The organism is Kitasatospora sp. NPDC048545 (assembly GCF_040651155.1).
In the GTDB taxonomy this organism is placed as follows: domain Bacteria; phylum Actinomycetota; class Actinomycetes; order Streptomycetales; family Streptomycetaceae; genus Kitasatospora.
The window spans coordinates 147592-172718 of the sequence record NZ_JBEZIQ010000008.1; the positions used below are offsets into that span (position 1 = coordinate 147592).

The window sequence follows — 25127 nt, forward strand, 5'->3', positions numbered from 1 at the left end:
GTCAGTGGGCACGCTACACGGCGCGACGGGCCGTGGTGAACTGGCGACGATTAGTCATATCTGCTGCGTGCAGGGGTGGTTGGAAGGTGGTTGCCCACCCATTCCACCAAGGGATCACTCGGACTCGGCGGCTTGAGCTTCGGCGGCGAAGGCGACGAAGGCGGACCACGCCTCGGGGGAGAAGGCGAGGGTCGGGCCGGCCTTGTCCTTGGAGTCCCGGACGCGAATGGCGGCGGGGGAAGGGGCGATCTCGACGCAGGCGCCGCCTTGATCGTTGCTGTAGCTGGACTTGAACCACTCAGGTTGGTCGCTCAAAGCTCCTCCGCTACCTTTCTGACGAAATCCGCTGAGCCCTCAGCGCTGAGAGCCTGCTGGCTGATCATTCCATGGCGGCGCGCCAGGACGCTTACCTTGTCTGGGTCGGCGTAGAGCACCCCGGTTTCCTGCCCTTCGATGTACGCGAAGTGATCGTGCTCGGGTGACTCCAGCAGGATGAGAGAGCCGCCGAGTCCTTGGTAGGCGCCGCGTCCGACAGGCAGCACCTGTACCGACACGTTCCGCAACTTGCCGACCTCCAGTAGGTGGTGGAGCTGGCGCTTCATGCAAGCCCGCCCTCCGACCATCGATCGAAGCGCGGCTTCATAGATGACGAAGCCGAACATCACCGTCAGTGAGCGATTCAGCTTCTCCTGGCGCTGGAGCCGTGCAGCTACTCGCGCATCGACCGTCTCGTCATCCAGTGGCGGGCAGCTGTGGCTCAGTAGCTCTCGGGCGTACTCCTCGGTTTGGAGCAGGCCGGGGATGAGCAGCCCTTCGTACCACTGAATTGCGATCGCTCGGCTCTCGGCATCTGTGTAACCCTGCGAGTAGGAAGGGAACTTCTCCGGCTTCAGGAAGTCGGCTGCCCCCAGCAACATACCCCTCGCGTTGCACAACTCATCTGCCACCTGAAGCAACTTGAGCGACGGCTTCCGCCTCCCCGCCTCCATCGACCGCACGCTCTCGTAGTCGTAGCTCGCCGCCTGGCACAACTGCTCGCGCGTGACCCCGGCCTGCTCCCGCCACCGCTTGACCTGATCGCCGCAGTACTTCCAGGCCATCGGGTTCTGCTTCGGCGTGGTCATCCCGAACCCCCTCATCGTCCCTGGTCATCCAGCGGTCGACTCTCACGCTGTACCAACGGTGTGACTACTGAGGGTAGGTCCGGCTCCCGACTCTTGAAGGGTGAAACGGCCGAACTCAGCCCTTGTGAGTGAAGCCTTCCGTACACCCCCAAGGACTCCGATGATCACTCAGCCCGTCGATGCCGTCGAGTGGATGTTCCCCCGACTCCCCCGCAGCGCCGGCCGTGCCCGTCTCCGTCTGCTGCGGCAGGCCTTCAGGTGGGAGGTGCCGATCGAGTCCACCGAGATCGCCCTGATCCTCCTGAGCGAACTCGTCACCAACGCCTGTCGCCACGCCCGCACCCCGCGCGACCGGCTCATCGGCGTCCGCCTCCTTCTCCCCACCTGCTCCGTGCTCCGCATCGAGGTCTCCGACGCGAGCCCCGAGCTCCCGGCCCTTCGCCGGGCAGCCCTCGACGACGAGTCCGGCCGAGGCCTCGAACTCGTCGCAGCCCTCGCCACCTCCTGGGGTGCCCACCCGCGCGGCGAGGGCTTCATCGGCAAGACCACGTGGTGCGAACTCGACCTTCCCGTGCCGGCCAACCCGCACGACTGAGCACGGTTCGCCGACCGCGCGGGAAGTCGGCCCGGCCGATGTCTCGCGCGGCACCGTCTTCCGCCCGGGTAGCATCGGGCCCGTGAACCTGTACTGGCACGTCGTGCTGCCACCGCTCAGCGCCTGATCGGGCGCGCGCGTAGGTGGCTTGATCCCTTCGTCCCCGGCTCGGCCTGGTGAGGCCGCCAGGGGTTGCGGCGTGCGTCCGTTCCGAAACCAGCTCCCCTGATGGTCTTCGACGACGGAAGTTCACGACTGTGCCGAATCGTTTGTCTTCGCCTACCCGTTCCGTTCCCACGGCTCCCCGACGCGCCCGCTCGCTCGGCGGCGCGGTGCCCATCCTGACCGCCGCCCTCCTCTGGGGCACCACCGGGACCGCCGCTTCGCTGGTGCCCGCGGGCACCCCGGCGGCCGGGGTCGGGGCCGCCGGGCTGGTGCTCGGCGGGCTGCTGCTGTTCCTGTCCGACCGCTCCGCCCGGGAACTGCCCCGGATGTGCGGGCCGCACGAGCGCCGGCTGCTCGCGCTCGGCGCGGTCGCGGTGGCCGGCTACCCGCTCACCTTCTACCCGGCGGTGAACCGGACCGGGGTGGCGGTGGCGACGGTGATCGCGCTGGGCAGCGCACCGGTGTTCACCGGGCTGCTCGGTCTGCTCGCCCGGCAGGGGCGGCCGGGAGGCCGGTGGGCCGTGGCCACCGCAGCGGCCGTGCTCGGCTGCGCGGTGCTGGTGCTGGGGCCCGAACTCTCCGGCGGCGGTGCGGCGGTGGACGCCCTCGGGGTGCTGCTGGCGGCGCTCTCCGGGCTCTCGTACGCCGTGTACTCGCTGATCGGCGGGCGGCTGATCGCGGCGGGGCGCCCGTCCGGCGGGGTGATGGGGGCGATGTTCGGCGGAGCGGCGCTGCTGGTGCTGCCGGTCCTGCTCCTGGGGCCGGTCGGGTGGCTGCTCTCGGTGCGGGGCGCGGGGGTCGTGCTGCACCTCGCCGTGGTCACCACCTACCTCGCGTACCGGATGTTCGGCTACGGCCTGCGGCACGCCAGCGCGCAGACGGCCACCACGCTGACCCTCGCCGAGCCGGCCGTCGCCGCCGTGCTGGGCGTCGCGGCACTGGGGGAGCGGCTCCCCGCCGTCTCCTGGTGCGGTCTCGCCGTCCTGGCCGGTGGGCTGGCCTGCCTCGCGCTCCCGGCCCGCCGCCGGGGCTGAGTGGCCGCCGGTGCGCGGGAGGCCGGGCGGTCCGACCTCCCGTGCCGGTGCCCGGCCGGGCCTCAGATGCCGAAGTGGGCGGCGATGCCGTCGAGGACGCAGTCGAGGCCGGTCCCGAACTGCCAGTCGGCGTCGTCCTTGCGGGTGGCCTCGTGCAGGTAGCGCTGGTAGCTGGGGTAGCGGCCGGTGCTCATCAGCCAGCTCATCCGGGGGGCGAGTCCGGCCCGGGTCTGGTCGCCGTCGGACCAGCCGCGCTCGCGGCGGAGGTTCTCCAGGGTGACCTCGGCGGCGACCGAGCCGTGCACGTAGCCGGTGACGGTGCGGAAGACCGCCATCGTGGTGTCGGCGTCCAGGCCGTGCTCGGCCAGTACCGCGAACGCGCGTTCCGGGACGGCGAGTTGGTTGGGACCGAGGGCGAACGGGGTGGCTGCCCGGACGCTCCACGGGTGCGCCAGGTGCATCGCCCGCAGGTGCACGGCCAGTGAGCGCATGGCGTCCCGCCAGTCGTCGGCCGGTTCGTCCAGGGGGAGCCGGCCGTACACGAAGTCGACCATCAGCTCGATGAGTTCGTCCTTGCCGGAGACGTACCGGTAGGCGGCCATCGGGGCGACGCCGAGCGCGCCGGCCAGGCGGCGCATGGTGACGGCGTCCAGGCCCTCGGCGTCGGCGAGGGCGACCGCGGCCTCGGCGATCCGCTGTGGGGTCAGCGTGGTGCGCGGCGCGGGGGCCGGGCGGGCGAGGCGCTCCCAGAGCGAGACCTGGGGCTTGTCGTCGTCGGCGGGGGTGTCCCCGGCGGGGGCCTGCTGAGCGGGCACGGGGCGGGCTCCTTCCGTCTGGGGCGGTCCCACCGTACCACTTCGGCGTGTACGGCGTATCTGGAGTGTACGACGTATCCATGGTGGACGATGTACGCGCCGGTGTGTACGTTGTATCTGTCAAATACGCCGTACACATCGGCGTGCCGTCCATCGCATCCCGAAGGGGGACCCCCATGTCCACGGAGCAGCACCTGAAGATCGCGGTCATCGTCGGCAGCACCCGCGACGGCCGCTTCGGTCCGGTCGTCGCCGACTGGCTGCTCGGCCACCTCGACGCCCGCGGCGACGCGGCCGTCGACCTGGTCGACCTGGTGGAGACCCCACTGCCGACCGCCTTCCCGTCCTTCGGCGGCGAACTGCCCCCGGGCGACGCCGACCTGCTGGCCGCCGTGTCCCCCCGGCTGGAGGCCGCCGACGCCTTCGTGATCGTCACCCCCGAGTACAACCACAGCTTCCCGGCCCCGCTGAAGAACGCCATCGACTGGCACAACCGGCAGTGGCACGGCAAGCCGGTCGCCTTCGTCTCCTACGGCGGCCTCTCCGGCGGCCTCCGGGCCGTCGAGCAGCTGCGGGTGGTCCTGGCCGAGCTGAACGCGGCGACGATCCGCAACACGGTCAGCTTCCACGGCGCCGCCCAGTGCTTCGACGCCGACGGCAAGGCCCTCGACCCGGCCGCCGACGCCGCCGCCAAGACCATGCTCGACCAACTGGCCTGGTGGGCGCACGCGCTGCGCGACGCCCGGCAGGCCCGCCCGTTCGCGGCCTGAGCCGGCCGGCAGCAGGGGGTGGACGACCATGACCACGGACACGGACACGGACACGGACACGGACACGGACGCAGGCGCGGGCAGGAGCACGGACCCCGGATCGGGGCCGGGGCCGGAGCCGGCCGCCGAGGAGCAGACCAAGCCGCCGCTGCTCGGCGTGATCGGGCTGATGCTCGGCTTCTTCCTCTCGGCCCTCGACGGGCAGATCGTCGGCACCGCGCTGCCGACCATCGTCGGCGACCTCGGCGGACTGGCGCACCTCTCCTGGGTGGTCACCGCCTACCTGCTCACCTCCGCCGCCGCCACCCCGCTCTGGGGCCGGCTCGGCGACCTGTACGGCCGCAAGGGCGCCTACCAGTGGGCGGTGGTGGTGTTCCTGGCCGGCTCGGTCCTGTCCGGGCTGGCGCGGGGGATGGGTGAGCTGATCGCCTTCCGGGCCCTGCAGGGGGTCGGTGCGGGCGGACTGATGGTCGGCGCGCTCTCGGTGATCGGGGTGCTCGTGCCGGCGTCCGACCGGGGGCGGACGCAGTCGGTGATCGGCGTGCTGATGCCGGTCGCCTTCGTGGGCGGGCCGCTGCTCGGCGGATTCCTCACCGACCGGCTCAGCTGGCGCTGGGCGTTCTACGTCAACCTGCCGGTCGGGCTGTTCGCGCTGCTCGCGGTGGGCGTCGGGGTGCGGCTGCGGACCGACCGCGTGCGGGCACCCTTCGACCTGGCCGGGGTCGTCCTGCTGACCACCGGCATCCTCGCGCTCACCCTGGTCGGCAGCTGGGGCGGCACCACGTACGCCTGGACGTCCCCCTGGATCCTCGGGACGGCCGCGGTGGCGGTGGTGGCGCTCGGCTGGTTCGCCGGGGTCGAGCGGCGCGCCGCCGGGCCGCTGGTCCCGCCCGGGCTGTTCCGCAGCCGCAACTTCACGGTGGCCCAGGTCCTCGGCCTCCTCACCGGCGCGGTGATGCTCGCCCTGATCGGCTGCCTGCCGCAGTACCTGCAGCTCGTCCAAGGCGCCTCGCCCACCACCGGCGGCCTGCTCCTGCTGCCGCTGATGCTCGGCATGATGGGCGCCCAACTGGTGACCGGGCGGGTGATGGCCCGGCCGGGCGGCGAGCGGCGTTACCCGCTGCTGGGCGGGGCGCTGGTGCTCGCCGGGTCGGCGCTGCTGCTGCTCCTCGGCACCGACACCCCGGTCGCGCTCGCCTCCGGCCTGACCGCCGTCGCCGGGACCGGCCTCGGCCTGCTGATGCAGAGCACCCTGCTGACCTCGATGGGCGCCGTGCCCCGTCGGGACATGGGCGCCGCGATGGGCGTGGTCACCCTGCTCCGCAGCATCGGCGGCTCCCTCGGCATGGCCGGCCTCGGCGCGGTCTACACGGCCCGCCTGACCGGCTCGCTCACCCGGCACCTCGGCCCGGCCGACGCCGCCGCCCTCACCGGTGGCGGCCACCTCACCCCGGCCGCGCTGGCGGGCCTGAGCGCCGCCACCCGCGACGCCGTCGGCACGGCCGTGACGGCGGGCCTGCACGGCGCGGTGGCGGGCGGTGCGGCCCTGGCGGCGGTGGCGACCGCGGTGGCCTGTCTGGCCCGCCCGCAGCCGACGGCGGAGGACGCCGACCCGGCCGGCGGCGGGGGCGGGGCCCGGGTGGGGGCGGCGTAGCCCCCTCGGGCGTCCCGGGTCAGCCGGTGCCCGCGGGGCACCGGGCGGTGAAGCAGAAGCCGGTGAGCTCCGCCTCCCGGAGGCCCTGGAGCAGGGCGGGCCAGTCGTCCTCGGGGCCGGCCACGATGATCGAGTAGGCGACGCCGTCCGGGCCGACGAGGATGTGGTCGACGGCTCGCCGGCGGGTGCCGGTCTCGGCGTTGTCGTAGGCGTACTCCAGTTCGGCGGTGTCGCCGGCGGTCTGCTCCAGCCGGATGCGGCGGTAGCCCGGCAGGTTCGACCCGACCAGGTCGGCGTCGGTGGCGGCGGCCATCTCGTACGGGGGCTTGGCGTCCATCGAGTACACCTGGACCAGGCTGTGCCGGTCCGGGGTCCGGTAGAACGTGGAGTTGTTCTTCTCCTCCCGCTGCCATCCGTCCGGGACGAGGAGGGTGAATCCGTTCGGGTCCTGGACCCGGTTGAGGTGCGGCCCGGTGGGGGGCGGCGCGGGCGCCGGGGAGGTGGGCGCGGGGGAGGGGGACTCCGTGGCCGCGGGGGACGGAGCGGCCGAGGCGGACCCGGAGCCGGGGGCGGTGGTCGCCGGGGTGCCCGGCGGGGTCGCCGCGGTGGCCGGCCCGCCCCCGTCCTCGTGCCGGGTCAGGAGATACCTGCCGCCGCCCGCGAGTGCGCCGAGGAGCACCCCGGCGAGGGCGGCCACCAGCACCCGCCGGCGCCGTCGGGCCCCGGGCGTCGGCGGACGCCCGGGCCGGGGGCCGCGCGGTGCCGTGATCAGCGGGGGTTCACCCGGAGGCGGAGGCGGAAGCGGAGACGAGGGCGGGAACGACGGAGGCGGGAACGACGGGGGTGGGGGCGTCGTCGGCGACGAGGGAGTCGGCGGAGCCTCCCGGCCCGCCGGCGGCCGGGTAACCCACTGCTGCCGGTTCTTGTCCCAGTACGTGCCCGCCATTCCCGCTCCCCCGTCTCCCCTGGTGCCCGATACCCGACACCCGATGCCCGCCTGCCACCCGGTGCCTGCGGCCCGGGTCCCTGCCACCCGGTGCTTGTCGCCCGCTGCTCGTCGACCGGCGACTCCGCTCAGGGCAGGAACTGCTCGATCGCCTGCACGACCGCCAGCGCCGAGGCAAGCCCGGACACTGCCGTGGCCGAGCTCCGCAGGAGGTCGCGGAGGCGTTCCAACCGGGTGCGCGGGGCGGTGCCGGTCTGTTCGAGGGCGGTGCCGACGGCGTCCAGCTCCTGTTCCACCTCGGCCACGCCGTTGCCCTCGACCCGGGTGAACATCGGCAGGTGTCCGCTCAACTCGCGGACGGCGGCGAGCAGTTCGCGGCCGGAGGCGTCGAGGCGGACCGAGGCGTCGACGGCCGTCGCGTCCTCGCCGGTGGCGACCGCCCCGCCGGTCATCGCGCCGATCGAGACGCCGCCGGGCGCCGGGGCGGGCACCGTCACGCCGCTCACGTCGGGCAGCGGGCCGGGCACCCCGGCCCGCTGCGACCGGTCCTCCGCGCGGGCACCGGGCCCGGTGGCGACGGCACCGCCGGTCATCGCGCCGATCGACACCCCGCCGGGCGCCGGTGCCGGGGGAGTGCTCTCCTCGTCGTGCTGCACGTGCTGCTCCTCGCTCGTTTCGATCCCGAACTCCCCCGCCCTGGTGGCGAACGGAGGCACTAGGAGGGCTTGCCGCCGGACGGCGGAGCCTCCGGGGCGCCGGACCGGGCCGTGCCCCCGTTGGTGGCGACGGCGCCGCCGCTCATCGAGCCGATGTGGATCCCGCCCTGCATCACCTGGATCACGGTCTGCTCGAAGCGGTCGGTCTCGTACCCGGCCTGCTCCAGTGCGGCCCGTACGCCCCCGGTGATCCGCTCCTCGATCGACTTCACGTACCTTCTGACGTCCAGCTCCTGGAAGATCGAGACGGTCGGTGAGGCGGCGGCCTCACGCAGCGAGACGACCGGTCGGGCGGCCACCGGGAGCAGTCCGCCGTCGTCGGCCGGAACACCCGCCGCCCGGCCGCCGCCCGGCCGCAGCAGCGAGCGGAGCGCGGCCGGCCCGGCGGTGAACGCGGACATCGCCGGGCCGCGGCGTCCCGGTCGGGTGCCCTGCTGGGCCACCGTGTCCGCCAGCAGTTCGTAGTCGCGCCGGACCGGACCGAGCACGTGCGGGACGACCTCCACCATCAGCAGGCTCCCCTGGGTGTGCACCCGCAACTGCACGGTCAGCACCACCTGTTCGTCCCAGGCGCCGACCCGCACGCGCAGGAAGTGCCGACGCCGTTCGCCGCCCTCGTCCACCGCTTCGGCGATGTGCCCGCCGATCTCCTCGGGCGCGCGCGAGACCTCGCCGCGCGCCGGACCGTACGGGAGGTAGACGACGTGCTCGATCTCCAGGTCCTTCAGCCGGTCCAGGCTGGTCTCGGCGGCGGCCTGCCGCAGCCCGGCCAGACGCGGGATGACCAGGTCGAGGACGGCCCGGGCCGTGAGGGCGCTTTCGGGGGCCACCGGCCCGGTCCTGCGGCGTTTCAGCTCCAGGGTGAACTGCCAGGCCTGGAAGGGGAATCCGGCGCCGAGGAAGGGGGCGGCCGGGTCGTAGACGATGAGCTGCGAGTACTGTTCGGCGGCTATCGCCCGCCCCAGCGCCCGGTAGTGCGGCCGGGCGGGCAGCGGGCGCGGATGCTTCGGGAACCCCTCGCGGGTCAGTTCCGTCCGGATGACCTGGGCGACCTTCAGGCGGTGCAGGCCGACCGTCGCCGCCAGCGCGAGCGGGAACAGCGCGCCCTCCCAGACCCCCTCCTTCAGCGTGACCAGCGCCAGTGCCCAGTAGAGGATCTGGGCGATCACGGCGACGACGGCGAGGAACCCGCCGGCCGTGCGTCGGACATCGGACGTCCGGGAACCGGCGGACCCGGCGGGGGCGTAGAGCGCGTGCTCCCGGACGTCCGCGGGTTTGGCGTACCAGGACAGCAGGCAGACCAGGGCGTACAGGACGGGGAAGGTCGCCGTGAACGGCGGCATGTAGTGGGAGAGCACGCCGAACACGGCGTCGGCCGCCGACTCCTGGCCGTAAGGATCGCCGTAGTACCCGCTGGTCAGCCCCTCCCCGTACGACTTCCAGTAGCTGCCGTCCGGCGGGTTCCGGATCAGCGGCCAGTAGACGGTGCAGAAGAAGCCGAGCCAGACCGTGGCGAGCGCCGCGCCGGTGCGGACCTCCAGGGCCCGGGCCCGGAGGGCGTGCGCGAGGACGGTGACCAGGTCGAAGCCGAGCGACGGCGGGACGGAGCGTTCGTGGTGCTCGACCAGTTCGCCGATGACGCGCCGGCGGTAGTCCGGGTCGAGGTAGACGCCGGCGCAGAGCAGCCGGGTGGCCTCGGACGTCGCGTACGGTGACGTGGGTGGTGGTGGTCCGTCGGGTGGTGGGCACGGTGCGGGCGGCTCGTCGGGCCGCACCGGCCCGGGCTGGAAGGTCATCCGCCTCCCCCTCTGGCGTGAACCGACTGGCCGTGATTATGGACCTCCTGACGGGCCGTCGGCCAGTAAAAAAGCGCATGGGCATAGCGAAGGCCCCCGGGCGGAGGGGAGCTCCGCCCGGGGGCCGGGGCGCGCCGGACCGGCGCACGGTCCGTGACCGGTCAGTTCGGGGTCAGCACTCGATGACGTTCACGGCGAGGCCGCCGCGCGAGGTCTCCTTGTACTTGATCTTCATGTCGGCGCCGGTCTCCTTCATCGTCTTGATCGCCTTGTCCAGCGAGACGTGGTGCCGGCCGTCGCCGCGCAGCGCCATCCGGGCCGCGGTGACGGCCTTGACCGACGCCATGCCGTTGCGCTCGATGCAGGGGATCTGGACCAGGCCGCCGACCGGGTCGCAGGTGAGGCCGAGGTTGTGCTCGATGCCGATCTCGGCGGCGTTCTCGACCTGCTCGGGGGTGCCGCCGAGGACCTCGGCGAGGCCGCCCGCGGCCATCGAGCAGGCGGAGCCGACCTCGCCCTGGCAGCCGACCTCGGCGCCGGAGATGGAGGCGTTCTCCTTGAACAGCATGCCGATGGCGCCGGCCGCGAGCAGGAAGCGGACGATGCCGTCGTCGTCGGCGCCCGGGATGAAGTTCAGGTAGTAGTGCAGTACGGCCGGGATGATGCCCGCCGCGCCGTTGGTCGGCGCGGTGACCACCCGGCGGCCGGAGGCGTTCTCCTCGTTGACCGCCATCGCGTAGAGGGTCACCCACTCCATCGCGTTGGCCGGGCCGATGCCCTCGGCGCGCAGCGTCCGGGCCGCCGCGGCGGCCCGGCGGCGGACCTTGAGACCGCCCGGCAGGATGCCCTCGCGGGTCATGCCGGCCCGCACGCACTCCTGCATCACGGACCAGATCTCCAGCAGCCCGGTGCGGATCTCCTCCTCGCTGCGCCAGGCCTTCTCGTTCTCCAGCATCAGGCCGGAGATGGACAGCCCGGTCTCGCGGGTGAGCCGCAGCAGCTCCTCGCCGGTGCGGAAGGGATAGCGCAGCGCGGTGTCGTCGGGCTTGACCCGGTCGGCGCCGATCGCGTCCTCGTCGACGACGAAGCCGCCGCCGACCGAGTAGTAGGTCTTCTCCAGCAGCGTGGAGCCGTCCGCCGCGAACGCCCAGAGGGTCATGCCGTTGGCGTGGTACGGCAGCGAGCGGCGGCGGTGCAGGACCAGCTGGTTGGCCGGATCGAAGTCGATGGTGTGCTCGCCGAGCAGGTTGATCTTCTTCTCGGCGGTGATCCGCTCGACGTCCTTGTCGGCCTGGTCGACGTCGACGGTGCGGGGGGAGTGGTTCTCCAGGCCCAGCAGGACGGCCTTGGGCGTGCCGTGGCCGTGGCCGGTGGCGCCCAGGGAGCCGTACAGCTCGGCGCGCACGCCGGTCACCTGGGTCAGCAGGCCTTCGGTCCGCAGTCGGCGGGCGAACATCCGGGCGGCGCGCATCGGGCCCACGGTGTGGGAGCTCGACGGGCCGATGCCGATGGAGAAGAGGTCGAAGACGCTGATGGCCACGGGGGACGTCCTTGTCTGGTCTCGTGGAAGGACTTGCTGGCATGGGGGCACAGGACGGGGCACCCCGCACTGTCCAGTGTGCGGGGTGCCCCGGGGTGCCACGTACGCGGGAGGGGTGAGCCCGGTCACCTACCGGCCGGTCACCCGCCGGCCGGTGGGCCTGCCGGCGGGTCGCCCCGCCCGCCGGTACCTACTCCTGGTTGGCCAGGGTCGGGTACAGCGGGTACTTCTCGGCCAGCGCGGTGACGCGGGCCTTCAGGGTGTCGGCGACGGTCTCGTCGAAGGCGGGCTTGAGCGCCTCGGCGATGATGTCGGCGACCTCGCGGAAGTCCTCGGCCTGGAAGCCGCGGGTGGCCAGGGCCGGGGTGCCGATGCGCAGGCCCGAGGTGACCATCGGCGGGCGCGGGTCGTTCGGGATGGCGTTGCGGTTGACGGTGATGCCGACCTCGTGCAGGCGGTCCTCGGCCTGCTGGCCGTCGAGCTGGCTGTTGCGCAGGTCGACCAGGACCAGGTGGACGTCGGTGCCGCCGGACAGGACGGACGCGCCGGCCTCGGCGACGTCGGCCTGCAGCAGGCGCTCGGCCAGGATCCGGGCGCCGTCCAGGGTGCGCTGCTGGCGCTCCTTGAACTCCTCGGAGGCCGCGACCTTGAAGGCGACCGCCTTGCCGGCGATCACGTGCTCCAGCGGGCCGCCCTGCTGGCCGGGGAAGACCGCGGAGTTGATCTTCTTGGCGTACTCGGCCTTGGACAGGATGACGCCGCCGCGCGGGCCGCCCAGGGTCTTGTGGGTGGTGGTGGTGACCACGTCCGCGTAGGGCACCGGGTTCGGGTGCAGCCCGGCGGCCACCAGGCCGGCGAAGTGCGCCATGTCCACCATGAGCAGCGCGCCGACCTCGTCGGCGACCCGGCGGAACGCGGCGAAGTCCAGCTGGCGCGGGTAGGCGGACCAGCCCGCGATGATCAGCTTCGGCTGGTGCTCCTTGGCGAGGCGCTCGACCTCGGCCATGTCGACCTGGCCGGTCTTCTCGTCGACGTGGTACGCGGCCACGTTGTAGAGCTTGCCGGAGAAGTTGATCTTCATGCCGTGGGTCAGGTGACCACCGTGGGCCAGGCTCAGGCCCAGGATGGTGTCGCCCGGCTGGATCAGCGCGAACATCGCGGCGGCGTTGGCCTGCGCACCGGAGTGCGGCTGGACGTTGGCGTGCTCGGCGCCGAACAGGGCCTTGACGCGGTCGATCGCGATCTGCTCGACCACGTCGACGTGCTCGCAGCCGCCGTAGTAGCGACGGCCGGGGTAGCCCTCGGCGTACTTGTTGGTGAGCACCGAGCCCTGGGCCTCCATGACCGCCACCGGGGCGAAGTTCTCGGAGGCGATCATCTCCAGGGTGGTCTGCTGGCGGTGCAGCTCGGCGTCGACCGCGGCGGCGATCTCCGGGTCGAGGGCGTGCAGGGACTGGTTGAGAACCGTCATGGTGTGTTCTTCCCGGTGGAGGAGGAAAGGGGGCCCCGGTGGGGGCGGGCCGACGCGTGGGCGGCCCGCCCCGGTCACGAACGGGTCAGGCCTTGATGAAGGCGTTGTACTCGTCCGCGGTGAGCAGCTTGCCGGTGGACGCGACGCGCACCTTGAACAGCCAGCCGCCCTCGAACGGGGCGCTGTTGACCAGACCGTTGTCGTCCAGGACGTCCTGGTTGACCTCGGTGACCTCACCGGTCACCGGCGAGTACAGGTCGCTGACCGACTTGGTGGACTCCAGCTCGCCGCAGGTCTCGCCGGCGGTCACCTCGTCGCCGACCTCGGGCAGCTGCACGTAGACGATGTCACCGAGAGCGTCGGCGGCGTGCTGGGTGATGCCGATGGTGGAGACGCCGTCCTCGGCGTCGGTCAGCCACTCGTGCTCTTCGGTGTACTTCAGGTGCGAGGGGTTGCTCATGGCGTCATTCTCCAGGATGGGAAGCGGGTACGACGAAGCGGGCCGCCGCGCGGAAAGCTTCGACGTGCGGGTACGGGGAAAGGGGACGGTCGGCGGGGTCGCTCAGCGGGCGCGCTTGTAGAACGGCAGCGCCACGACCCGGACCGGCTCGTGCTTGCCGCGCACGTCCACCGCGACGGTGGTGCCGGGGGCGGCGTGGGCCGCGTCGACGTAGGCCATCGCGATCGGCTGCCCCAGCGTCGGGGACGGCGCACCGGAGGTGATCCGGCCGATCGGGGCACCGTCGGCGGAGACCACGGTGTACTCGGCGCGCGGGACGCGCTTGCCGTCGGAGACCAGGCCGACCAGCACCCGCGGTGCCCCACCCTCGGCACGCAGCGCCTCGGCCGCGGCGGCGGCCTGCTCCAGCGCCTTGCGGCCGATGAAGGCGCCCTCGTTGGTGGTCTTGTCGAAGCGGACGACCCGGCCCAGGCCCGCGTCGAACGGGGTGAGGTCGGTGGACAGCTCGTGCCCGTACAGCGGCATGCCCGCCTCCAGGCGCAGCGTGTCGCGGCAGGACAGACCGCACGGGACCAGGCCGCGGCCCTCGCCGGCGGTGGTCAGCGCCTGCCAGATCTCCTCGGCGTCGACCGGGTGGCAGAAGATCTCGAAGCCGTCCTCGCCGGTGTAGCCGGTGCGGGCCAGCAGCACGTCGCGGCCGGCCACCCGGGCCGGGAGGATCGCGTAGTACTTGAGGCCGGGCAGGTCGGCGTCGGTGGTGTCGGCCAGGATCGCGGTGGCCTCCGGGCCCTGGACGGCGATCAGCGCGTAGGTGTCGCGGTCGTCGGTGACGACGGCGTCGAAGCCCTTGGCGCGGGCGATCAGCTCGTCGAGGACCAGCTGGGCGTTGGAGGCGTTGGCGACGACCAGGAAGGCGTCCTCGCGCAGGCGGTAGACGATCAGGTCGTCCAGGATGCCGCCGTCCTCGGCGCAGATCATGGTGTAGCGGGCGCGCAGCACGCCCAGCGCGGAGACGAAGCCGACCAGCGCGTGGTCCAGCATCTCGCCGGCCTGGGGGCCGGTGACGGTGATCTCGCCCATGTGGGAGAGGTCGAACAGGCCGGCCTTGGTGCGGACGGCGAGGTGCTCCTCGCGCTCGCTGCCGTAGCGCAGCGGCATGTCCCAGCCGGCGAAGTCGGTCATGGTCGCGCCGAGGGCGCGGTGCAGCGCGTCGAGCGCGGTCAGGCGGAGGGACGACATGGCCAGGAACTCCTCGGTCGGGGCACTCAGGGGTGCACGCGCCGGACCGGACCCGCTCGGGGACCGACCCTGCGCGCGGGCATGCGGCGGCGTGGGTCTCCCCATCTGTCGTCGAACCTGAGAGCTTCACCGCACGCCGGCCCGCAGCTGATTCCAGCTTGGGGGACAGCATGGCGGCTTGCACCGTGGGTGGGCGTACGACAGGGCCGTGCGCCGCTTTCCAGATGTGCCTAACCCGTGCGGTAGGGGGGCCTGAGAGATTCCGGGGAGGACTTGCTCCTTCGGCGCCGGCCGTACCGCTGCTGCGGCACTCCGGGCTCTCCCGCGCGGGTTCGAGCGGCCGGTATGGAGTTGTGGGGCCCGCGGCGCATGCCGTCGGACGCGCACATCATGGCACGTCCCGGGCGAGGAAGGGAGGGGGGACCCGGTCACACGGCGGCCGCGCGCCCGGGCGGACCGCACCCGCCCGAACACGTGCCCCCGTCCCCGCTGCCCCGGGCCCCGGGGCCCGTCTTCAAACCCTCCGGGCGGACGACGGGGGTTTGAAGACGGGCCCTAGACTGCTCCGCGTCGGCGCAGCAGAGGGCGGCCGACCGGCAGAGGGCGGAGTCGGCGGCGCATGGGGTACCCGGTGGAGCAGCAGCAGGGGTGGGGCGGTCCTGAGGGCGCGCCGGCGGGCGGTACGTGGCCGGCCAACGAGCTGGAGCAGGTACTGACCGCGGCCCTGGGTGATCCGGGCGCGACGCCGCGGGTGATCGAGGTGCTGGCCCGCAGCCAGGTGTGGGTGCCGCTGCCCGCGGGAGCGGACCCGCAGGGGCAGTCGCTGGACCTGCCGACCGTCGAGCTGGCCGGTGAACCGTACGTGCCGGTGTTCTCCTCGCAGGAGGTGTTCCTGCAGCAGGCGCCGGGGATGGCCTTCGCGATCGCGCCGGTCTGGGAGTTCGCCCGCGGACTGCCGCTGGGCGTGGGGATCGCGGTGAACCCGGAGGCGGCGGTGGGCATCCCGGTGCCGCCGGAGGGCGTGGCCGAGCTGCGGCGCGGTCCGCGCGAGGACCGCTGGGAGGGCGCCGAGGATCCGGCGCCGACCGGCGGCCGGGTCGCGCTGCGCGAGCCGGTGCCGGGCGAGGACCCGGAGCACTTCCTGGCCGCCTGTCGGGCCGAACTGTCGGCCCTTCCCGGAGTGTTGACCGCCCGCAGGGCGCTGGCCAGCATCGAGGGCGAGCCCACCGTGATGTTCGTGGGCGTCCAGTTGGATCCGGCGGCCCCGGCCGACCCGGCCGCGGTGAACGACGCGCTCGGCCGAGCGCTGGGAACCGCGCCGCTGCCGGGCGGCGTCCACCTCGTACTGCTCGACCTCGCCGACGACCCGGTGGTCGAGTGGCTGCTCACCCGGGTACTGCCTTTCTACACGCGGGTGTGAGCGGGTTCGTATCACAGGCACGTCGCCGTGGCGGTGGCCGGTGCCGCGCCATAGGGTGCGTGCAGACGGCCGACGGGCCGGCGGGTTCGAGGAAAGAGGCGCGGCGAGGTGGGCGCATGAGTGCGGGAACGGGAGCGGGCGGGGTGCCGGGGCCCTGGAGCCACCAGGCACCGGCCGGGCGCCCGGGAGCGGATCCCGGCGTGTTGGAGCACGCCCTGCGCGAGGTCGCGCCGGAGCGCTACGACGCGTACGAGCGACTGCTGCACGCGCTGGCGGACGGCCGGGTCTGGATGCTGCTCTGGCACGGCACGCCGGGCAGCCCGGACGCGCAGTACGGGAACATGGAGATCAGCGGCCACGGTTACGCGCCGGCCGTCACCTCGCCCGAGCAACTGGCCGCCTCCGGCTGGGCGCGGGCCCACGAGGTCATCTCCGGCCCGGAGATCGCCGCCTCGCTGTACCGCACCCGCTGGGGCCTGTGGCTGAACCCGCACGCGCCCGGCGGCGGCGTCGGCGTGCCCTGGGCCGATCTGCGGCGGATCGCCGCGGGCCTGGACCGGCTGCCCGCCGGGCCGCTGAAACTGAGCGAGCCGCAGCTGAACGCCCCGCAGTTCTTCGCGTTGCTGGAGCGGCAGGCCGCCGAGGTGCGCGCGGTCCGGGCGCTGCGCCGGGCCTGGGTGCAGCCGGCGGTGGGGGAGCCCTACCTGGCGATCGGCCTGGACCTGTACGAGAGTTCGCCGCCCGCGGTGGAGGCGGTGCGTGCGCTGATGCAGCGGGCGATCGCGGTGGCCCCGGAGGGGCTGGCGGTGTCCACGGTGGCGATGTCGGACGAGTACGACCCGGTGGCGCTGTGGATGCGCGCCAACGCGCGGCCGTTCTTCGACCGGGAGGCCGGCCGCCCGGCGACCGGTCCGTACCCGCCGGTGCCGCCGCCCGCGTACCCGGGGCCGTCGATGCCCGGCCAGCCGACGCCCGGGTGGGCGTACGGCACGCAGCCGCCCGCGCAGGGCTGGCAGCAGCAGCCCCAGCAGCAACAGCCCCAGCGGCCGTGGCCCGGTTACCCCGGGCGCTGATTGCCACCACCGTTTCTCGCCGTAATCTCCACCGCGAAGCCGACTTGATTGTCCGTCAAGTCGGCTTCGATGCTTTTTGGACGAATTTCCGGGTTGGGCGTCCGGTCATCTTGACATGCCTGTTACAGCCATGTGAAGAGGGTTATGCCGGAGATCGTGGAGGTGCATGCCTGCAGATCACAGTTGGGCATCTGTCGGTTGTCAGGTCTGGCGTAAGCCAGTTCGCATGGCAGAGAGTTCTGCGCAACGCACCGCGCGTACTGGAACCCCACAAAGGTGATCGCGCACGCCGACCTGCTTGTCCACGCGAAGCCCATCCCGCGTGTGGCAGTGCCCGTGCACGACGCACTGCCGCGAACACCCGCTCCTCCTAGCACCTTTCGCACGTCCGCAGCCGCACCGCCGAAGCCGGCGACCGGCACCCGTGGGCCGGCCACCGTCGGCGAGGGGACCAACTGACCATGACCGCATCCGTGACCACCGCCGGGAACGAGCCGGAGGCAGCAGCCGCCGAGAGCCCGGCCAAGAAGATCGAGGGCCGCTCCCTCGGCCAGATCGCCTGGACCCGCTTCAAGCGGGACAAGGCCGCCGTCATCGGCGGCGTCGTGGTGATCCTGCTGATCCTGCTCGCCGTGCTGGCCAAGCCGATCGAGTCGATGTTCGGGCTCGACCCGGACGCCCTCCACCAGGACCTGCTGGACGCCGACCTCGGCGGCCTGCCGCTCGGCGACTGGGGAGGCATGAGCTGGGACCACCCGCTCGGGGTCGACCCGCTGCAGGGCCGCGACCTGCTCACCCGCGTGATCGAGGGCTCCTGGGTCTCCCTGCTGGTCGCGTTCGGCGCGACCGTGCTGTCCAACACCATCGGCACCGTGCTCGGCATCATGGCCGGCTACTACGGCGGCTGGGTGGACACGCTGATCAGCCGCGTCATGGACGTCTTCCTCGCCTTCCCGCTGCTGCTGTTCGCGATCGCGATCTCGACCTCGCTGCAGGGCGGTGCGTTCGGCCTGCACGGCCTCCCGCTGCACATCCTGGTGCTGATCTTCGTGATCGGCTTCTTCAACTGGCCCTACATGGGCCGGATCGTGCGCGGACAGACGCTCTCGCTGCGCGAGCGCGAGTTCGTCCACGCAGCTCGCTCCCTCGGCGCCCGCGGACCGTTCATCCTGTTCAAGGAACTGCTGCCCAACCTGGTCGGTCCGATCCTGGTCTACTCGACCCTGCTGATCCCGACCAACATCCTCTTCGAGGCCGGGCTGAGCTTCCTCGGCGTGGGCATCCAGCCTCCGCAAGCCTCCTGGGGCGGAATGCTCCAGGACGCGATCCGGTACTACCAGGTGGACCCCCAGTACATGGTGGTCCCCGGTCTGGCGATCTTCATCACCGTGCTCGCCTTCAACCTGCTCGGCGACGGGCTGCGCGACGCCCTCGATCCCAAGAGCAACTGACTCCACGTCAGGACCCTCCACCGTCTCCACATCCTCAAGGGGTTGATCTTTCCCATGCGTAGGTCCCGTACCGTCGCCCTGACCGCGGCGGCCGCCGCCGCGGTCCTGGTCGTTACCGGTTGTTCCAGCTCGTCGAAGAGCGGCGACGCCTCCTCCTCGTCCACTTCGGGCGGCGGCGGCGCCAACGCGGCCACCAAGAACATCGTGAACGCCTCGGACAAGAAGGGCGGGACGGTCACCTTCGAGATGAAGGGCACCCCGGACTCGCTCGACCCGGGCAACACGTACTACGCGTACATCTACAACTTCTCGCGGCTGTACGCCCGTCCGCTCACCACGTTCAACCCGGCCGCCGGCGAGGAGGGCAACAAGCTCGTCCCGGACCTCGCCGAGTCGATGGGCCAGCCCAGCGCGGACGGCCTGACCTGGACGTACAAGATCCGCAAGGGCCTGAAGTACGACGACGGCACCCCGATCACCTCGAAGGACGTCAAGTACGCCGTCGAGCGCTCCAACTTCGCGCCGGACGTGAACTCCAACGGCCCGACGTACTTCCACGACCTGCTGGTCGACAACGACACGCCGTACGCCGGTCCGTACAAGGACAAGGCCGGCGGTCTGAACTCGATCGAGACGCCGGACGACACCACGATCGTCTTCCACCTGAAGCACCCGTTCGCGGACTTCGACTACCTGGTCAGCGCCCCGCAGACCGCGCCGGTCCCGCAGGCCAAGGACACCGGTGCCGACTACGTGAAGCACATCGTGTCCTCGGGCTCCTTCAAGTTCGAGTCCTACGAGGACGGCAAGCAGGCCGTCCTGGTGCCGAACACCAACTGGGACGCGAGCACCGACCCGATCCGGAAGCAGCTTCCGGAGAAGATCCTGCTCAAGATGAACATCGACCAGGCCACCATCGACAAGGACCTGCTGGCCGGCAACGCCCAGGTCGACCTGGTGGGCGGCGGCGTCGACCCGCAGACCCAGGCGCAGATCCTGCAGAACCCGAAGCTCAAGGCCAGCACCGACAACGCCTACGGCGGCCGTCTGGTCTACCTGGCGATCAACTCCAAGGTCGCGCCGTTCGACAACGTCGACTGCCGCAAGGCCGTCCAGTTCGCGATCGACAAGGTCTCGGTTCAGACCGCCGAGGGCGGCCCGATCCGCGGCCAGATCGCCAACACGGTGCTCCCGCCGGACATCCCGGGCCACCAGGACTTCAACCAGTTCGAGACCAAGGACAACAAGGGTGACGAGGCCAAGGCCAAGGACGCCCTGAAGGCCTGCGGCAAGGACAGCATCAACACCGTCATCTCGGCCCGCACCGAGCGCGCCACCGAGGTCGCCGCGGCCACCTCGATCCAGGCCGCGCTGAAGAAGGTCGGCATCAACGCCGAGATCCAGCAGTACCCGCAGGGCAAGTACCTGACCGACAGCGCCGGTGCCCCGCAGTTCACCCAGGACCACAACATCGGCCTGATGATGATGCAGTGGGGCGCCGACTGGCCGACCGGCTACGGCTTCCTGCAGCAGATCGTCGACGGCCGTGCGATCAAGCCCTCCGGCAACAGCAACCTGTCCCAGCTGAACGACCCGGCCGTCAACCAGCTGCTCGACGACGCCGCCGTCAACCCGGACAAGGCGGCCCGCGAGAAGATCTACGGCGACATCGACAAGAAGGTCATGGACCAGGCGGTCATCGTCCCGCTGACCTACTTCAAGGTCTTCCTGTACCGCCCGGACAACGCCACCAACATCGCCTCCACCCCGGCGTTCTCCGGTGAGTACGACTACCTGAACATCGGCACCACCAAGTAAGAGCCTGGCTCCGCATCCCTGAAGGCAGGTGAAGGCAGCGGCGCCCGCCGCCGTCCGGAAGATCCCGGACGGCGGCGGGCCGCCGGAGCCGCCCAACTGTGTTTGCCTACATCATCCGCAGGATCTTCGCGGCGGTGATTCTGCTGCTGGTCGTCAGCGCGGTCACCTTCGCGATCTTCTTCCTGCTCCCCCGCGTCGCCGGCGAGACGGCCGACCAACTGGCCGCCCAGTACATCGGGAAGAACCCCTCACCCGACGCGATCGCGGCGGTCAAGCAGAACCTCGGTCTCGACCAGCCGCTGTACACCCAGTACTGGAACTTCCTCAAGGGGCTGGTCAGCGGCGCCGAGTACACGTTCGGGCCGGAACCGGCCACCTGCCACGTGCCCTGCTTCGGCTACTCCTTCAAGAACCACCTGGAGGTCTGGCCCGAGCTGTCCAAGCGGATCCCGGTCACCATCTCGCTGGCCGCGGGTGCGGCCGTGCTCTGGCTGGTCTCCGGCGTCGCCACCGGCGTCGTCTCCGCCCTGAAGCCGCGGTCGATCTTCGACCGCCTCTCCATGGGCGTCGCCCTCGCCGGCGTCTCGCTCCCGGTCTTCTTCACCGGCGCGCTGCTGCTCACGCTCTTCAGCTACGAGTGGCCGATCCTGGACAACCTGCAGTACGTCGACTTCACGGACAACCCGCTGATGTGGGCCCGCAACCTGATCCTCCCCTGGATCTCGCTGGCCTTCCTCTACTCCGCGCTCTACGCCCGGCTCACCCGCGCCGGAATGCTGGAGACGATGAGCGAGGACTACATCCGCACCGCGCGGGCCAAGGGCCTCGCCGAGGGCAAGGTCGTCACCCGGCACGGGTTGCGCGCCGCGCTCACCCCGATCGTCACGATCTTCGGCATGGACCTCGGGCTGCTGCTCGGCGGCGCGCTGATCACCGAGCAGGTCTTCTCGCTCCAGGGCGTCGGCCAGTTCGCCGTCCAGGCGATCTCCGACAACGACCTGCCCAAGATCCTCGGCGTCACCCTGCTCGCCGCCTTCTTCATCGTCGCCTGCAACCTCGTGGTCGACCTCCTGTACGCCCTCGTCGACCCCCGCGTGAGGCTCTCGTGACCGACCTCCAGAAGACCACGGCAGCCGATGCGCAGGTCCCCTCCGGGGACCCCTTCCTCTCCGTGCGCGACCTGCGGATCCACTTCGACACCGACGACGGCCTGGTCCGCTCGGTCGACGGGGTCAGCTTCGACCTGCACAAGGGGCGCACCCTCGGCATCGTCGGCGAGTCCGGCTCCGGGAAGTCCGTCACCTCGCTCGGCATCATGGGCCTGCACCGCTCCAAGCGGGCCCGGATCAGCGGCGAGATCCGGCTGAACGGCGAGGACCTGATCGCGGCCGGCCCGGACCGGGTGCGCCAACTGCGCGGCCGCGAACTGGCGATGATCTTCCAGGACCCGCTGACCGCGATGCACCCCTACTACACGGTGGGGCAGCAGATCGTCGAGGCCTACCGGGTGCACCACCCCGAGGCGAACAAGAAGCAGGCCCGGGCCCGCGCGATCGAGATGCTCGACCGCGTCGGCATCCCGCAGCCCGACCGCCGGGTGGACGACTACCCGCACCAGTTCTCCGGCGGCATGCGCCAGCGCGCGATGATCGCCATGGCCCTGGTCAACGACCCCTCGCTGCTGATCGCCGACGAGCCCACCACCGCCCTGGACGTCACCGTCCAGGCGCAGATCCTGGACCTCATCCGCGACCTCCAGGAGGAGTTCGGCTCCGCCGTCATCATCATCACCCACGACCTCGGAGTGGTCGCCGAACTGGCCGACGACATCCTGGTCATGTACGGCGGCAAGTGCATCGAGCGCGGCCCGGCCGACACCCTCTTCGACGCGCCCGAACACCCCTACACCTGGGGCCTGTTGGGCTCGATGCCGCGCCTCGACCGGGAGCTGCAGGACCGGCTCGTCCCGGTCAGGGGCACCCCGCCCAGCCTGATCAACGTGCCGAGCGGCTGCGCCTTCCACCCGCGCTGCCCGTACGCCGCCCTGACCGACGGGCGCTCCACGAGCGAGGTCCCGGTGCTGGCCGAGGCCGTCCCCGGGCACCTCGCGGCCTGCCACCTGCCGGCCGACGAGCGGCACCGCATCTTCGCCGAAGAGATCGCGCCCCGGCTGTGAGCCCGGCCTCGTACCACCTTTCTGGAGAGAACCGATGACGGACACTCAGGCGGCGCCGATCCCGTCGCCGGCCCCCGCCCCCGACCGCGAGCCGCTGCTCCGGGTGACCGGCCTGACCCGGCACTTCCCGATCCGCAGCGGGCTGATGCGGCGCCAGACCGGCGCGGTCCGGGCCGTCGACGGCATCGACTTCACCGTCAACGCCGGCGAGACGCTCGGCGTCGTCGGCGAGTCCGGTTGCGGCAAGTCGACCATGGGCCGACTGGTCACCCGGCTCGACGAACCCACCGGCGGGAAGATCGAGTTCGAGGGCACCGACATCACGCACCTGAGCGTCGGGGCGATGCGGCCGCTCCGCCGCGACATCCAGATGATCTTCCAGGACCCGTACTCCTCGCTGAACCCCCGGCACACCGTCGGCACCATCGTCGGAGCGCCGTTCAAGCTGCAGAACGCGGTACCGGAGGGCGGGCTCAAGAAGGCGGTCCAGGAACTGCTGGAGCTGTGCGGCCTCAGCCCCGAGCACTACAATCGCTACCCGCACGAGTTCTCCGGCGGCCAGCGCCAGCGCATCGGCATCGCCCGGGCGCTCGCGCTGAAGCCGAAGATGATCGTCGCGGACGAACCGGTCTCGGCGCTGGACGTCTCGATCCAGGCGCAGGTGGTCAACCTGCTGGACGACCTCCAGCAGGAGCTCGGCCTGACCTACCTGATCATCGCGCACGACCTCTCGGTGGTCCGGCACGTCTCGGACCGGGTCGCGGTGATGTACCTCGGCAAGGTCGTGGAGATCGCCGACCGGGACTCGCTCTACCGCAGCCCGATGCACCCGTACACCAACGCGCTGATGTCCGCTGTGCCGGTCCCCGACCCGCGCCGCCGCCAGCGGTCCGGCCGTGAGCGGATCCTGCTCACCGGCGACGTCCCCTCCCCGATCAACCCGCCCAGCGGCTGCCGCTTCCGCACCCGCTGCTGGAAGGCCCAGGACGTCTGCTCCATCCAGGAACCGCCGCTGGTGGCGCTGAAGTCCGGACACCAGGTGGCCTGCCACTTCCCGGAGAACGCGCCCGGGGGAACGCCGGAGGAGACCACCGCCTGAGGCCCGCCCGGGACGCCGGGCGGACCGGGTCGGGGCACCGCCCCAGGAGGCAAGCGGAGGGGAAGATTCCGCGCAGGTCATAGTTGTGTGGTGACTTCGCAGATCTTCCCCTCCGACGTGCAGCAGTCGCTGGACCTCGTCGGCATCTTCGTCTTCGCCCTCTCCGGGGGCCTGCTCGCCGTCCGCAAGAACATGGACATCTTCGGGATCTGCGTCCTGGCCGAGGTCACGGCCCTCGGCGGCGGTGTGATGCGCGACCTGGTGATCGGGGCCACCCCGGTCGCCGCCTTCACCAACCTCGGCTACTTCGTGACTCCGCTCGTCGCCGCGCTGGTGGTGTTCTTCCTGCACCCCGAGGTCGAGCGGATCAACCGCGCCGTGCAGGCCCTCGACGCCCTCGGGCTCGGCCTGTTCTGCGTCACCGGCACCGCCAAGGCGCACGACTTCGGGCTGGGCGCCGTCGCGGCGATCGCGCTCGGCATGGTGACCGCGGCCGGCGGCGGCGTGATCCGCGACGTACTGGCCGGCGAGATCCCCTCGCTGCTGCGCTGGGACCGGGAGATCTACGCCGTGCCCGCCCTGGTCGGCTCCGCGCTGGTCGCGCTGCTGATCGGCGTGGACCGGCTCACCGGGGTGACCGGCACGGCCGCCGCGCTCACCGCCTTCGGCCTGCGGATGCTCGCCCTGAAGTACGGCTGGCGCGCGCCACGGGCCTGGCACCGCAACGGTTCTCGCACCAGCGAGGAGTAGGCGAGCCGCCGTACGCGAGCGAGATCGCCTCGGCCGTGCAGAGCAGCTCCGGCACCATCCGGGCCAGTTCGGCCGCCGGCACCTGCCCGGCCGGGGCGCTCAGCGCGCACGCCGCGACCGTCCGGCCCCCGCTGCCCGCGACCGGAGCGGCCACGCACGTCACCGCCTCCCGGTGCTCCGCGGACTCCGCCGCCCAGCCCCGGCGGCGCACCGCCGCCAGTTCGGCCTCCTCGCACGGCCCGTCCGCGGGCAGCCCGGCGAGCAGCACCCGGCCGACCGCCGTGCCCGTCACCGGCGCCCGGCGCCCGATCCGGGACGGCTCGGCCGCCGCGGGACCGGCCACCTCGTCCAGGTACAGCACCTCGCCGTCGTGCAGCACGGCGAGCCGGACGGTGTAGCCGCAGCGGGCGTTGAGCGCGGCCAGGTACGGCGCGGCGACCTGCCGGACGTCGAAGTCCTCCAGGGCGCGGTGGGCCAGCGAGAGCACCCGGCCGCCGAGGCGGTAGCGCAGGTCGGGCTGGCGGCGGGCGAAGCCGTGCTCCTCCAGGGTGCGCAGCAGCCGCAACGCGGTGGACTTGTGCACCCCGAGGCTGCCGGCGGCCTGCTCCAGCGAGAGCGGCGCGTCACCGAGCGCGCCGAGCAGGGTCAGCGCGCGGTCGACCGACTGCGACATGGCGCCCCCGTTGATCCGGCTGAGAAGTGGCGCCAGGCTAACCGCTGGGGGGCGTAGTGGTACAAACCGGCGACGGACGCGACTGTCCGGAATTGGTGCAGACCAGTGCGCGGGGCGGGCCCGACGCGGCCGGGCGGGAGACGTTCGTCAAGCCCTCGGAAGGCGTTCGGAAGGCTCTCAGAAGGCGTTCGGAGGGCTTTCGGAAGCGCCGTCAGGCCCGGCCCGCGTCCGCGTCCGGGCGCGGCTCGGGCGGGTGGTCGGCGCCGGTCCGACCACGCGATGGCCGGATCGATACGCAGGGCTGGAAGGCCGCGCGGCGCAGCCCTCTACAATCGGATGGTT

The 25127-nt window shown here is 72.0% G+C and carries 23 protein-coding genes and 1 riboswitch; of the genes, 12 read left to right on the forward strand and 11 right to left on the reverse strand.

The genetic code is table 11. The features are described 5' to 3' along the window. Nucleotides 1-114: 114 nt before the first annotated feature. Nucleotides 115-315 (reverse strand): DUF397 domain-containing protein, encoded by a 201-nt coding sequence (locus tag AB0D10_RS10780; protein ID WP_360254103.1) that lies wholly within the window; start codon nt 313-315, stop codon nt 115-117. Next, nucleotides 312-1124 carry a helix-turn-helix transcriptional regulator gene (locus AB0D10_RS10785; protein ID WP_360254105.1) on the reverse strand — a complete coding sequence of 271 codons (813 nt, stop codon included), beginning with the start codon at nt 1122-1124 and terminating at the stop codon, nt 312-314. The genes AB0D10_RS10780 and AB0D10_RS10785 overlap by 4 nt, the downstream gene beginning before the upstream one ends. A 160-nt stretch (nt 1125-1284) precedes the next feature. On the opposite strand from AB0D10_RS10785, the gene AB0D10_RS10790 reads away from it, so the two are divergent. Beyond that, entirely contained in the window at nt 1285-1719 is a 435-nt protein-coding gene (locus tag AB0D10_RS10790; protein ID WP_360254107.1) for an ATP-binding protein, read from the forward strand. A gap of 332 nt (nt 1720-2051) precedes the next feature. Continuing rightward, nucleotides 2052-2918 (forward strand): EamA family transporter, encoded by an 867-nt coding sequence (locus tag AB0D10_RS10795; RefSeq protein ID WP_360254109.1) that lies wholly within the window; start codon nt 2052-2054, stop codon nt 2916-2918. Nucleotides 2919-2980: 62 nt separating this feature from the next. Here the strand turns inward: AB0D10_RS10795 and AB0D10_RS10800 are convergent, their stop codons facing one another. Next, complete coding sequence (locus AB0D10_RS10800; protein ID WP_360254111.1) at nt 2981-3733, reverse strand: TetR/AcrR family transcriptional regulator; 753 nt, start codon at nt 3731-3733, stop codon at nt 2981-2983. A gap of 176 nt (nt 3734-3909) precedes the next feature. Here AB0D10_RS10800 and AB0D10_RS10805 point away from each other — a divergent pair, with 176 nt between their 5' ends. Next, nucleotides 3910-4503 (forward strand): NAD(P)H-dependent oxidoreductase, encoded by a 594-nt coding sequence (locus tag AB0D10_RS10805; protein WP_360254113.1) that lies wholly within the window; start codon nt 3910-3912, stop codon nt 4501-4503. Nucleotides 4504-4531: 28 nt separating this feature from the next. Next, nucleotides 4532-6157: an MDR family MFS transporter gene (locus AB0D10_RS10810; protein ID WP_360254115.1), complete on the forward strand. Its 1626-nt coding sequence runs from the start codon at nt 4532-4534 to the stop codon at nt 6155-6157. Nucleotides 6158-6176: 19 nt separating this feature from the next. On the opposite strand, the gene AB0D10_RS10815 is transcribed toward AB0D10_RS10810, so the two are convergent. The 7 genes from AB0D10_RS10815 to gcvT form a co-directional block, all read right to left on the reverse strand. Continuing rightward, nucleotides 6177-6860 (reverse strand): hypothetical protein, encoded by a 684-nt coding sequence (locus AB0D10_RS10815; protein ID WP_360254117.1) that lies wholly within the window; start codon nt 6858-6860, stop codon nt 6177-6179. A gap of 371 nt (nt 6861-7231) precedes the next feature. Beyond that, a complete protein-coding gene (locus AB0D10_RS10820; protein ID WP_360254119.1) occupies nt 7232-7759 on the reverse strand; it encodes a hypothetical protein in 528 nt (175 codons plus the stop codon). A gap of 59 nt (nt 7760-7818) precedes the next feature. Beyond that, on the reverse strand, nt 7819-9615 hold the full coding sequence (locus AB0D10_RS10825; protein ID WP_360254121.1) for a hypothetical protein: 1797 nt from the start codon (nt 9613-9615) through the stop codon (nt 7819-7821). Between the two features lie 172 nt (nt 9616-9787). Further along, a complete protein-coding gene (locus AB0D10_RS10830) occupies nt 9788-11155 on the reverse strand; it encodes an L-serine ammonia-lyase (protein ID WP_360254123.1) in 1368 nt (455 codons plus the stop codon). Nucleotides 11156-11345: 190 nt separating this feature from the next. Continuing rightward, on the reverse strand, nt 11346-12626 hold the full coding sequence (glyA, locus tag AB0D10_RS10835) for a serine hydroxymethyltransferase (RefSeq protein WP_360254125.1): 1281 nt from the start codon (nt 12624-12626) through the stop codon (nt 11346-11348). A gap of 85 nt (nt 12627-12711) precedes the next feature. Further along, nucleotides 12712-13086, reverse strand: a complete 375-nt coding sequence (gene gcvH / locus AB0D10_RS10840; protein ID WP_360254127.1) for a glycine cleavage system protein GcvH — start codon at nt 13084-13086, stop codon at nt 12712-12714. Between the two features lie 102 nt (nt 13087-13188). Then, a complete protein-coding gene (gene gcvT / locus AB0D10_RS10845) occupies nt 13189-14325 on the reverse strand; it encodes a glycine cleavage system aminomethyltransferase GcvT (RefSeq protein WP_360254129.1) in 1137 nt (378 codons plus the stop codon). Nucleotides 14326-14555: 230 nt separating this feature from the next. Beyond that, nucleotides 14556-14660, reverse strand: a riboswitch (glycine riboswitch). Between the two features lie 284 nt (nt 14661-14944). Between gcvT and AB0D10_RS10850 the strand changes: the two genes are divergently transcribed. The 8 genes from AB0D10_RS10850 to AB0D10_RS10885 all read left to right on the forward strand — a co-directional run bounded on the left by AB0D10_RS10850 (nt 14945) and on the right by AB0D10_RS10885 (nt 24112). Continuing rightward, complete coding sequence (locus tag AB0D10_RS10850; protein ID WP_360254131.1) at nt 14945-15745, forward strand: enhanced serine sensitivity protein SseB C-terminal domain-containing protein; 801 nt, start codon at nt 14945-14947, stop codon at nt 15743-15745. 116 nt (nt 15746-15861) lie between these two features. Next, the gene (locus AB0D10_RS10855; RefSeq protein ID WP_360254133.1) at nt 15862-16818 is read left to right on the forward strand and encodes an enhanced serine sensitivity protein SseB C-terminal domain-containing protein; all 957 of its coding nucleotides are present in this window, start codon (nt 15862-15864) and stop codon (nt 16816-16818) included. Between the two features lie 461 nt (nt 16819-17279). Beyond that, nucleotides 17280-18269, forward strand: coding sequence for an ABC transporter permease (locus AB0D10_RS10860; RefSeq protein ID WP_360254135.1), 990 nt, complete (start codon nt 17280-17282; stop codon nt 18267-18269). A gap of 54 nt (nt 18270-18323) precedes the next feature. Continuing rightward, nucleotides 18324-20087 carry an ABC transporter substrate-binding protein gene (locus AB0D10_RS10865; RefSeq protein WP_360254137.1) on the forward strand — a complete coding sequence of 588 codons (1764 nt, stop codon included), beginning with the start codon at nt 18324-18326 and terminating at the stop codon, nt 20085-20087. A gap of 98 nt (nt 20088-20185) precedes the next feature. Next, nucleotides 20186-21196, forward strand: a complete 1011-nt coding sequence (locus AB0D10_RS10870) for an ABC transporter permease (protein ID WP_360254139.1) — start codon at nt 20186-20188, stop codon at nt 21194-21196. Further along, nucleotides 21193-22263 (forward strand): ABC transporter ATP-binding protein, encoded by a 1071-nt coding sequence (locus AB0D10_RS10875; RefSeq protein ID WP_360254141.1) that lies wholly within the window; start codon nt 21193-21195, stop codon nt 22261-22263. The genes AB0D10_RS10870 and AB0D10_RS10875 overlap by 4 nt, the downstream gene beginning before the upstream one ends. Before the next feature lie 34 nt (nt 22264-22297). Further along, the gene (locus AB0D10_RS10880) at nt 22298-23362 is read left to right on the forward strand and encodes a dipeptide ABC transporter ATP-binding protein (RefSeq protein WP_360254143.1); all 1065 of its coding nucleotides are present in this window, start codon (nt 22298-22300) and stop codon (nt 23360-23362) included. 90 nt (nt 23363-23452) lie between these two features. After that, a complete protein-coding gene (locus tag AB0D10_RS10885; RefSeq protein WP_360254145.1) occupies nt 23453-24112 on the forward strand; it encodes a trimeric intracellular cation channel family protein in 660 nt (219 codons plus the stop codon). Here the strand turns inward: AB0D10_RS10885 and AB0D10_RS10890 are convergent. Beyond that, complete coding sequence (locus AB0D10_RS10890; protein WP_360254147.1) at nt 24018-24785, reverse strand: IclR family transcriptional regulator; 768 nt, start codon at nt 24783-24785, stop codon at nt 24018-24020. The two genes, AB0D10_RS10885 and AB0D10_RS10890, sit on opposite strands and share 95 nt — an antisense overlap. Nucleotides 24786-25127: the final 342 nt, after the last annotated feature.

Coding starts and splice junctions, on each gene's coding strand:
- AB0D10_RS10785 (WP_360254105.1), bottom strand. CDS start 1,124: ATGACCACGCCGAAGCAGAACCCGATGGCCTGGAAGTACTGCGGCGAT.
- AB0D10_RS10790 (WP_360254107.1), top strand. CDS start 1,285: ATGATCACTCAGCCCGTCGATGCCGTCGAGTGGATGTTCCCCCGACTC.
- AB0D10_RS10805 (WP_360254113.1), top strand. CDS start 3,910: ATGTCCACGGAGCAGCACCTGAAGATCGCGGTCATCGTCGGCAGCACC.
- AB0D10_RS10810 (WP_360254115.1), top strand. CDS start 4,532: ATGACCACGGACACGGACACGGACACGGACACGGACACGGACGCAGGC.
- AB0D10_RS10825 (WP_360254121.1), bottom strand. CDS start 9,615: ATGACCTTCCAGCCCGGGCCGGTGCGGCCCGACGAGCCGCCCGCACCG.
- glyA (WP_360254125.1), bottom strand. CDS start 12,626: ATGACGGTTCTCAACCAGTCCCTGCACGCCCTCGACCCGGAGATCGCC.
- gcvH (WP_360254127.1), bottom strand. CDS start 13,086: ATGAGCAACCCCTCGCACCTGAAGTACACCGAAGAGCACGAGTGGCTG.
- gcvT (WP_360254129.1), bottom strand. CDS start 14,325: ATGTCGTCCCTCCGCCTGACCGCGCTCGACGCGCTGCACCGCGCCCTC.
- AB0D10_RS10850 (WP_360254131.1), top strand. CDS start 14,945: ATGGGGTACCCGGTGGAGCAGCAGCAGGGGTGGGGCGGTCCTGAGGGC.
- AB0D10_RS10855 (WP_360254133.1), top strand. CDS start 15,862: ATGAGTGCGGGAACGGGAGCGGGCGGGGTGCCGGGGCCCTGGAGCCAC.
- AB0D10_RS10860 (WP_360254135.1), top strand. CDS start 17,280: ATGACCGCATCCGTGACCACCGCCGGGAACGAGCCGGAGGCAGCAGCC.
- AB0D10_RS10865 (WP_360254137.1), top strand. CDS start 18,324: ATGCGTAGGTCCCGTACCGTCGCCCTGACCGCGGCGGCCGCCGCCGCG.
- AB0D10_RS10880 (WP_360254143.1), top strand. CDS start 22,298: ATGACGGACACTCAGGCGGCGCCGATCCCGTCGCCGGCCCCCGCCCCC.
- AB0D10_RS10890 (WP_360254147.1), bottom strand. CDS start 24,785: ATGTCGCAGTCGGTCGACCGCGCGCTGACCCTGCTCGGCGCGCTCGGT.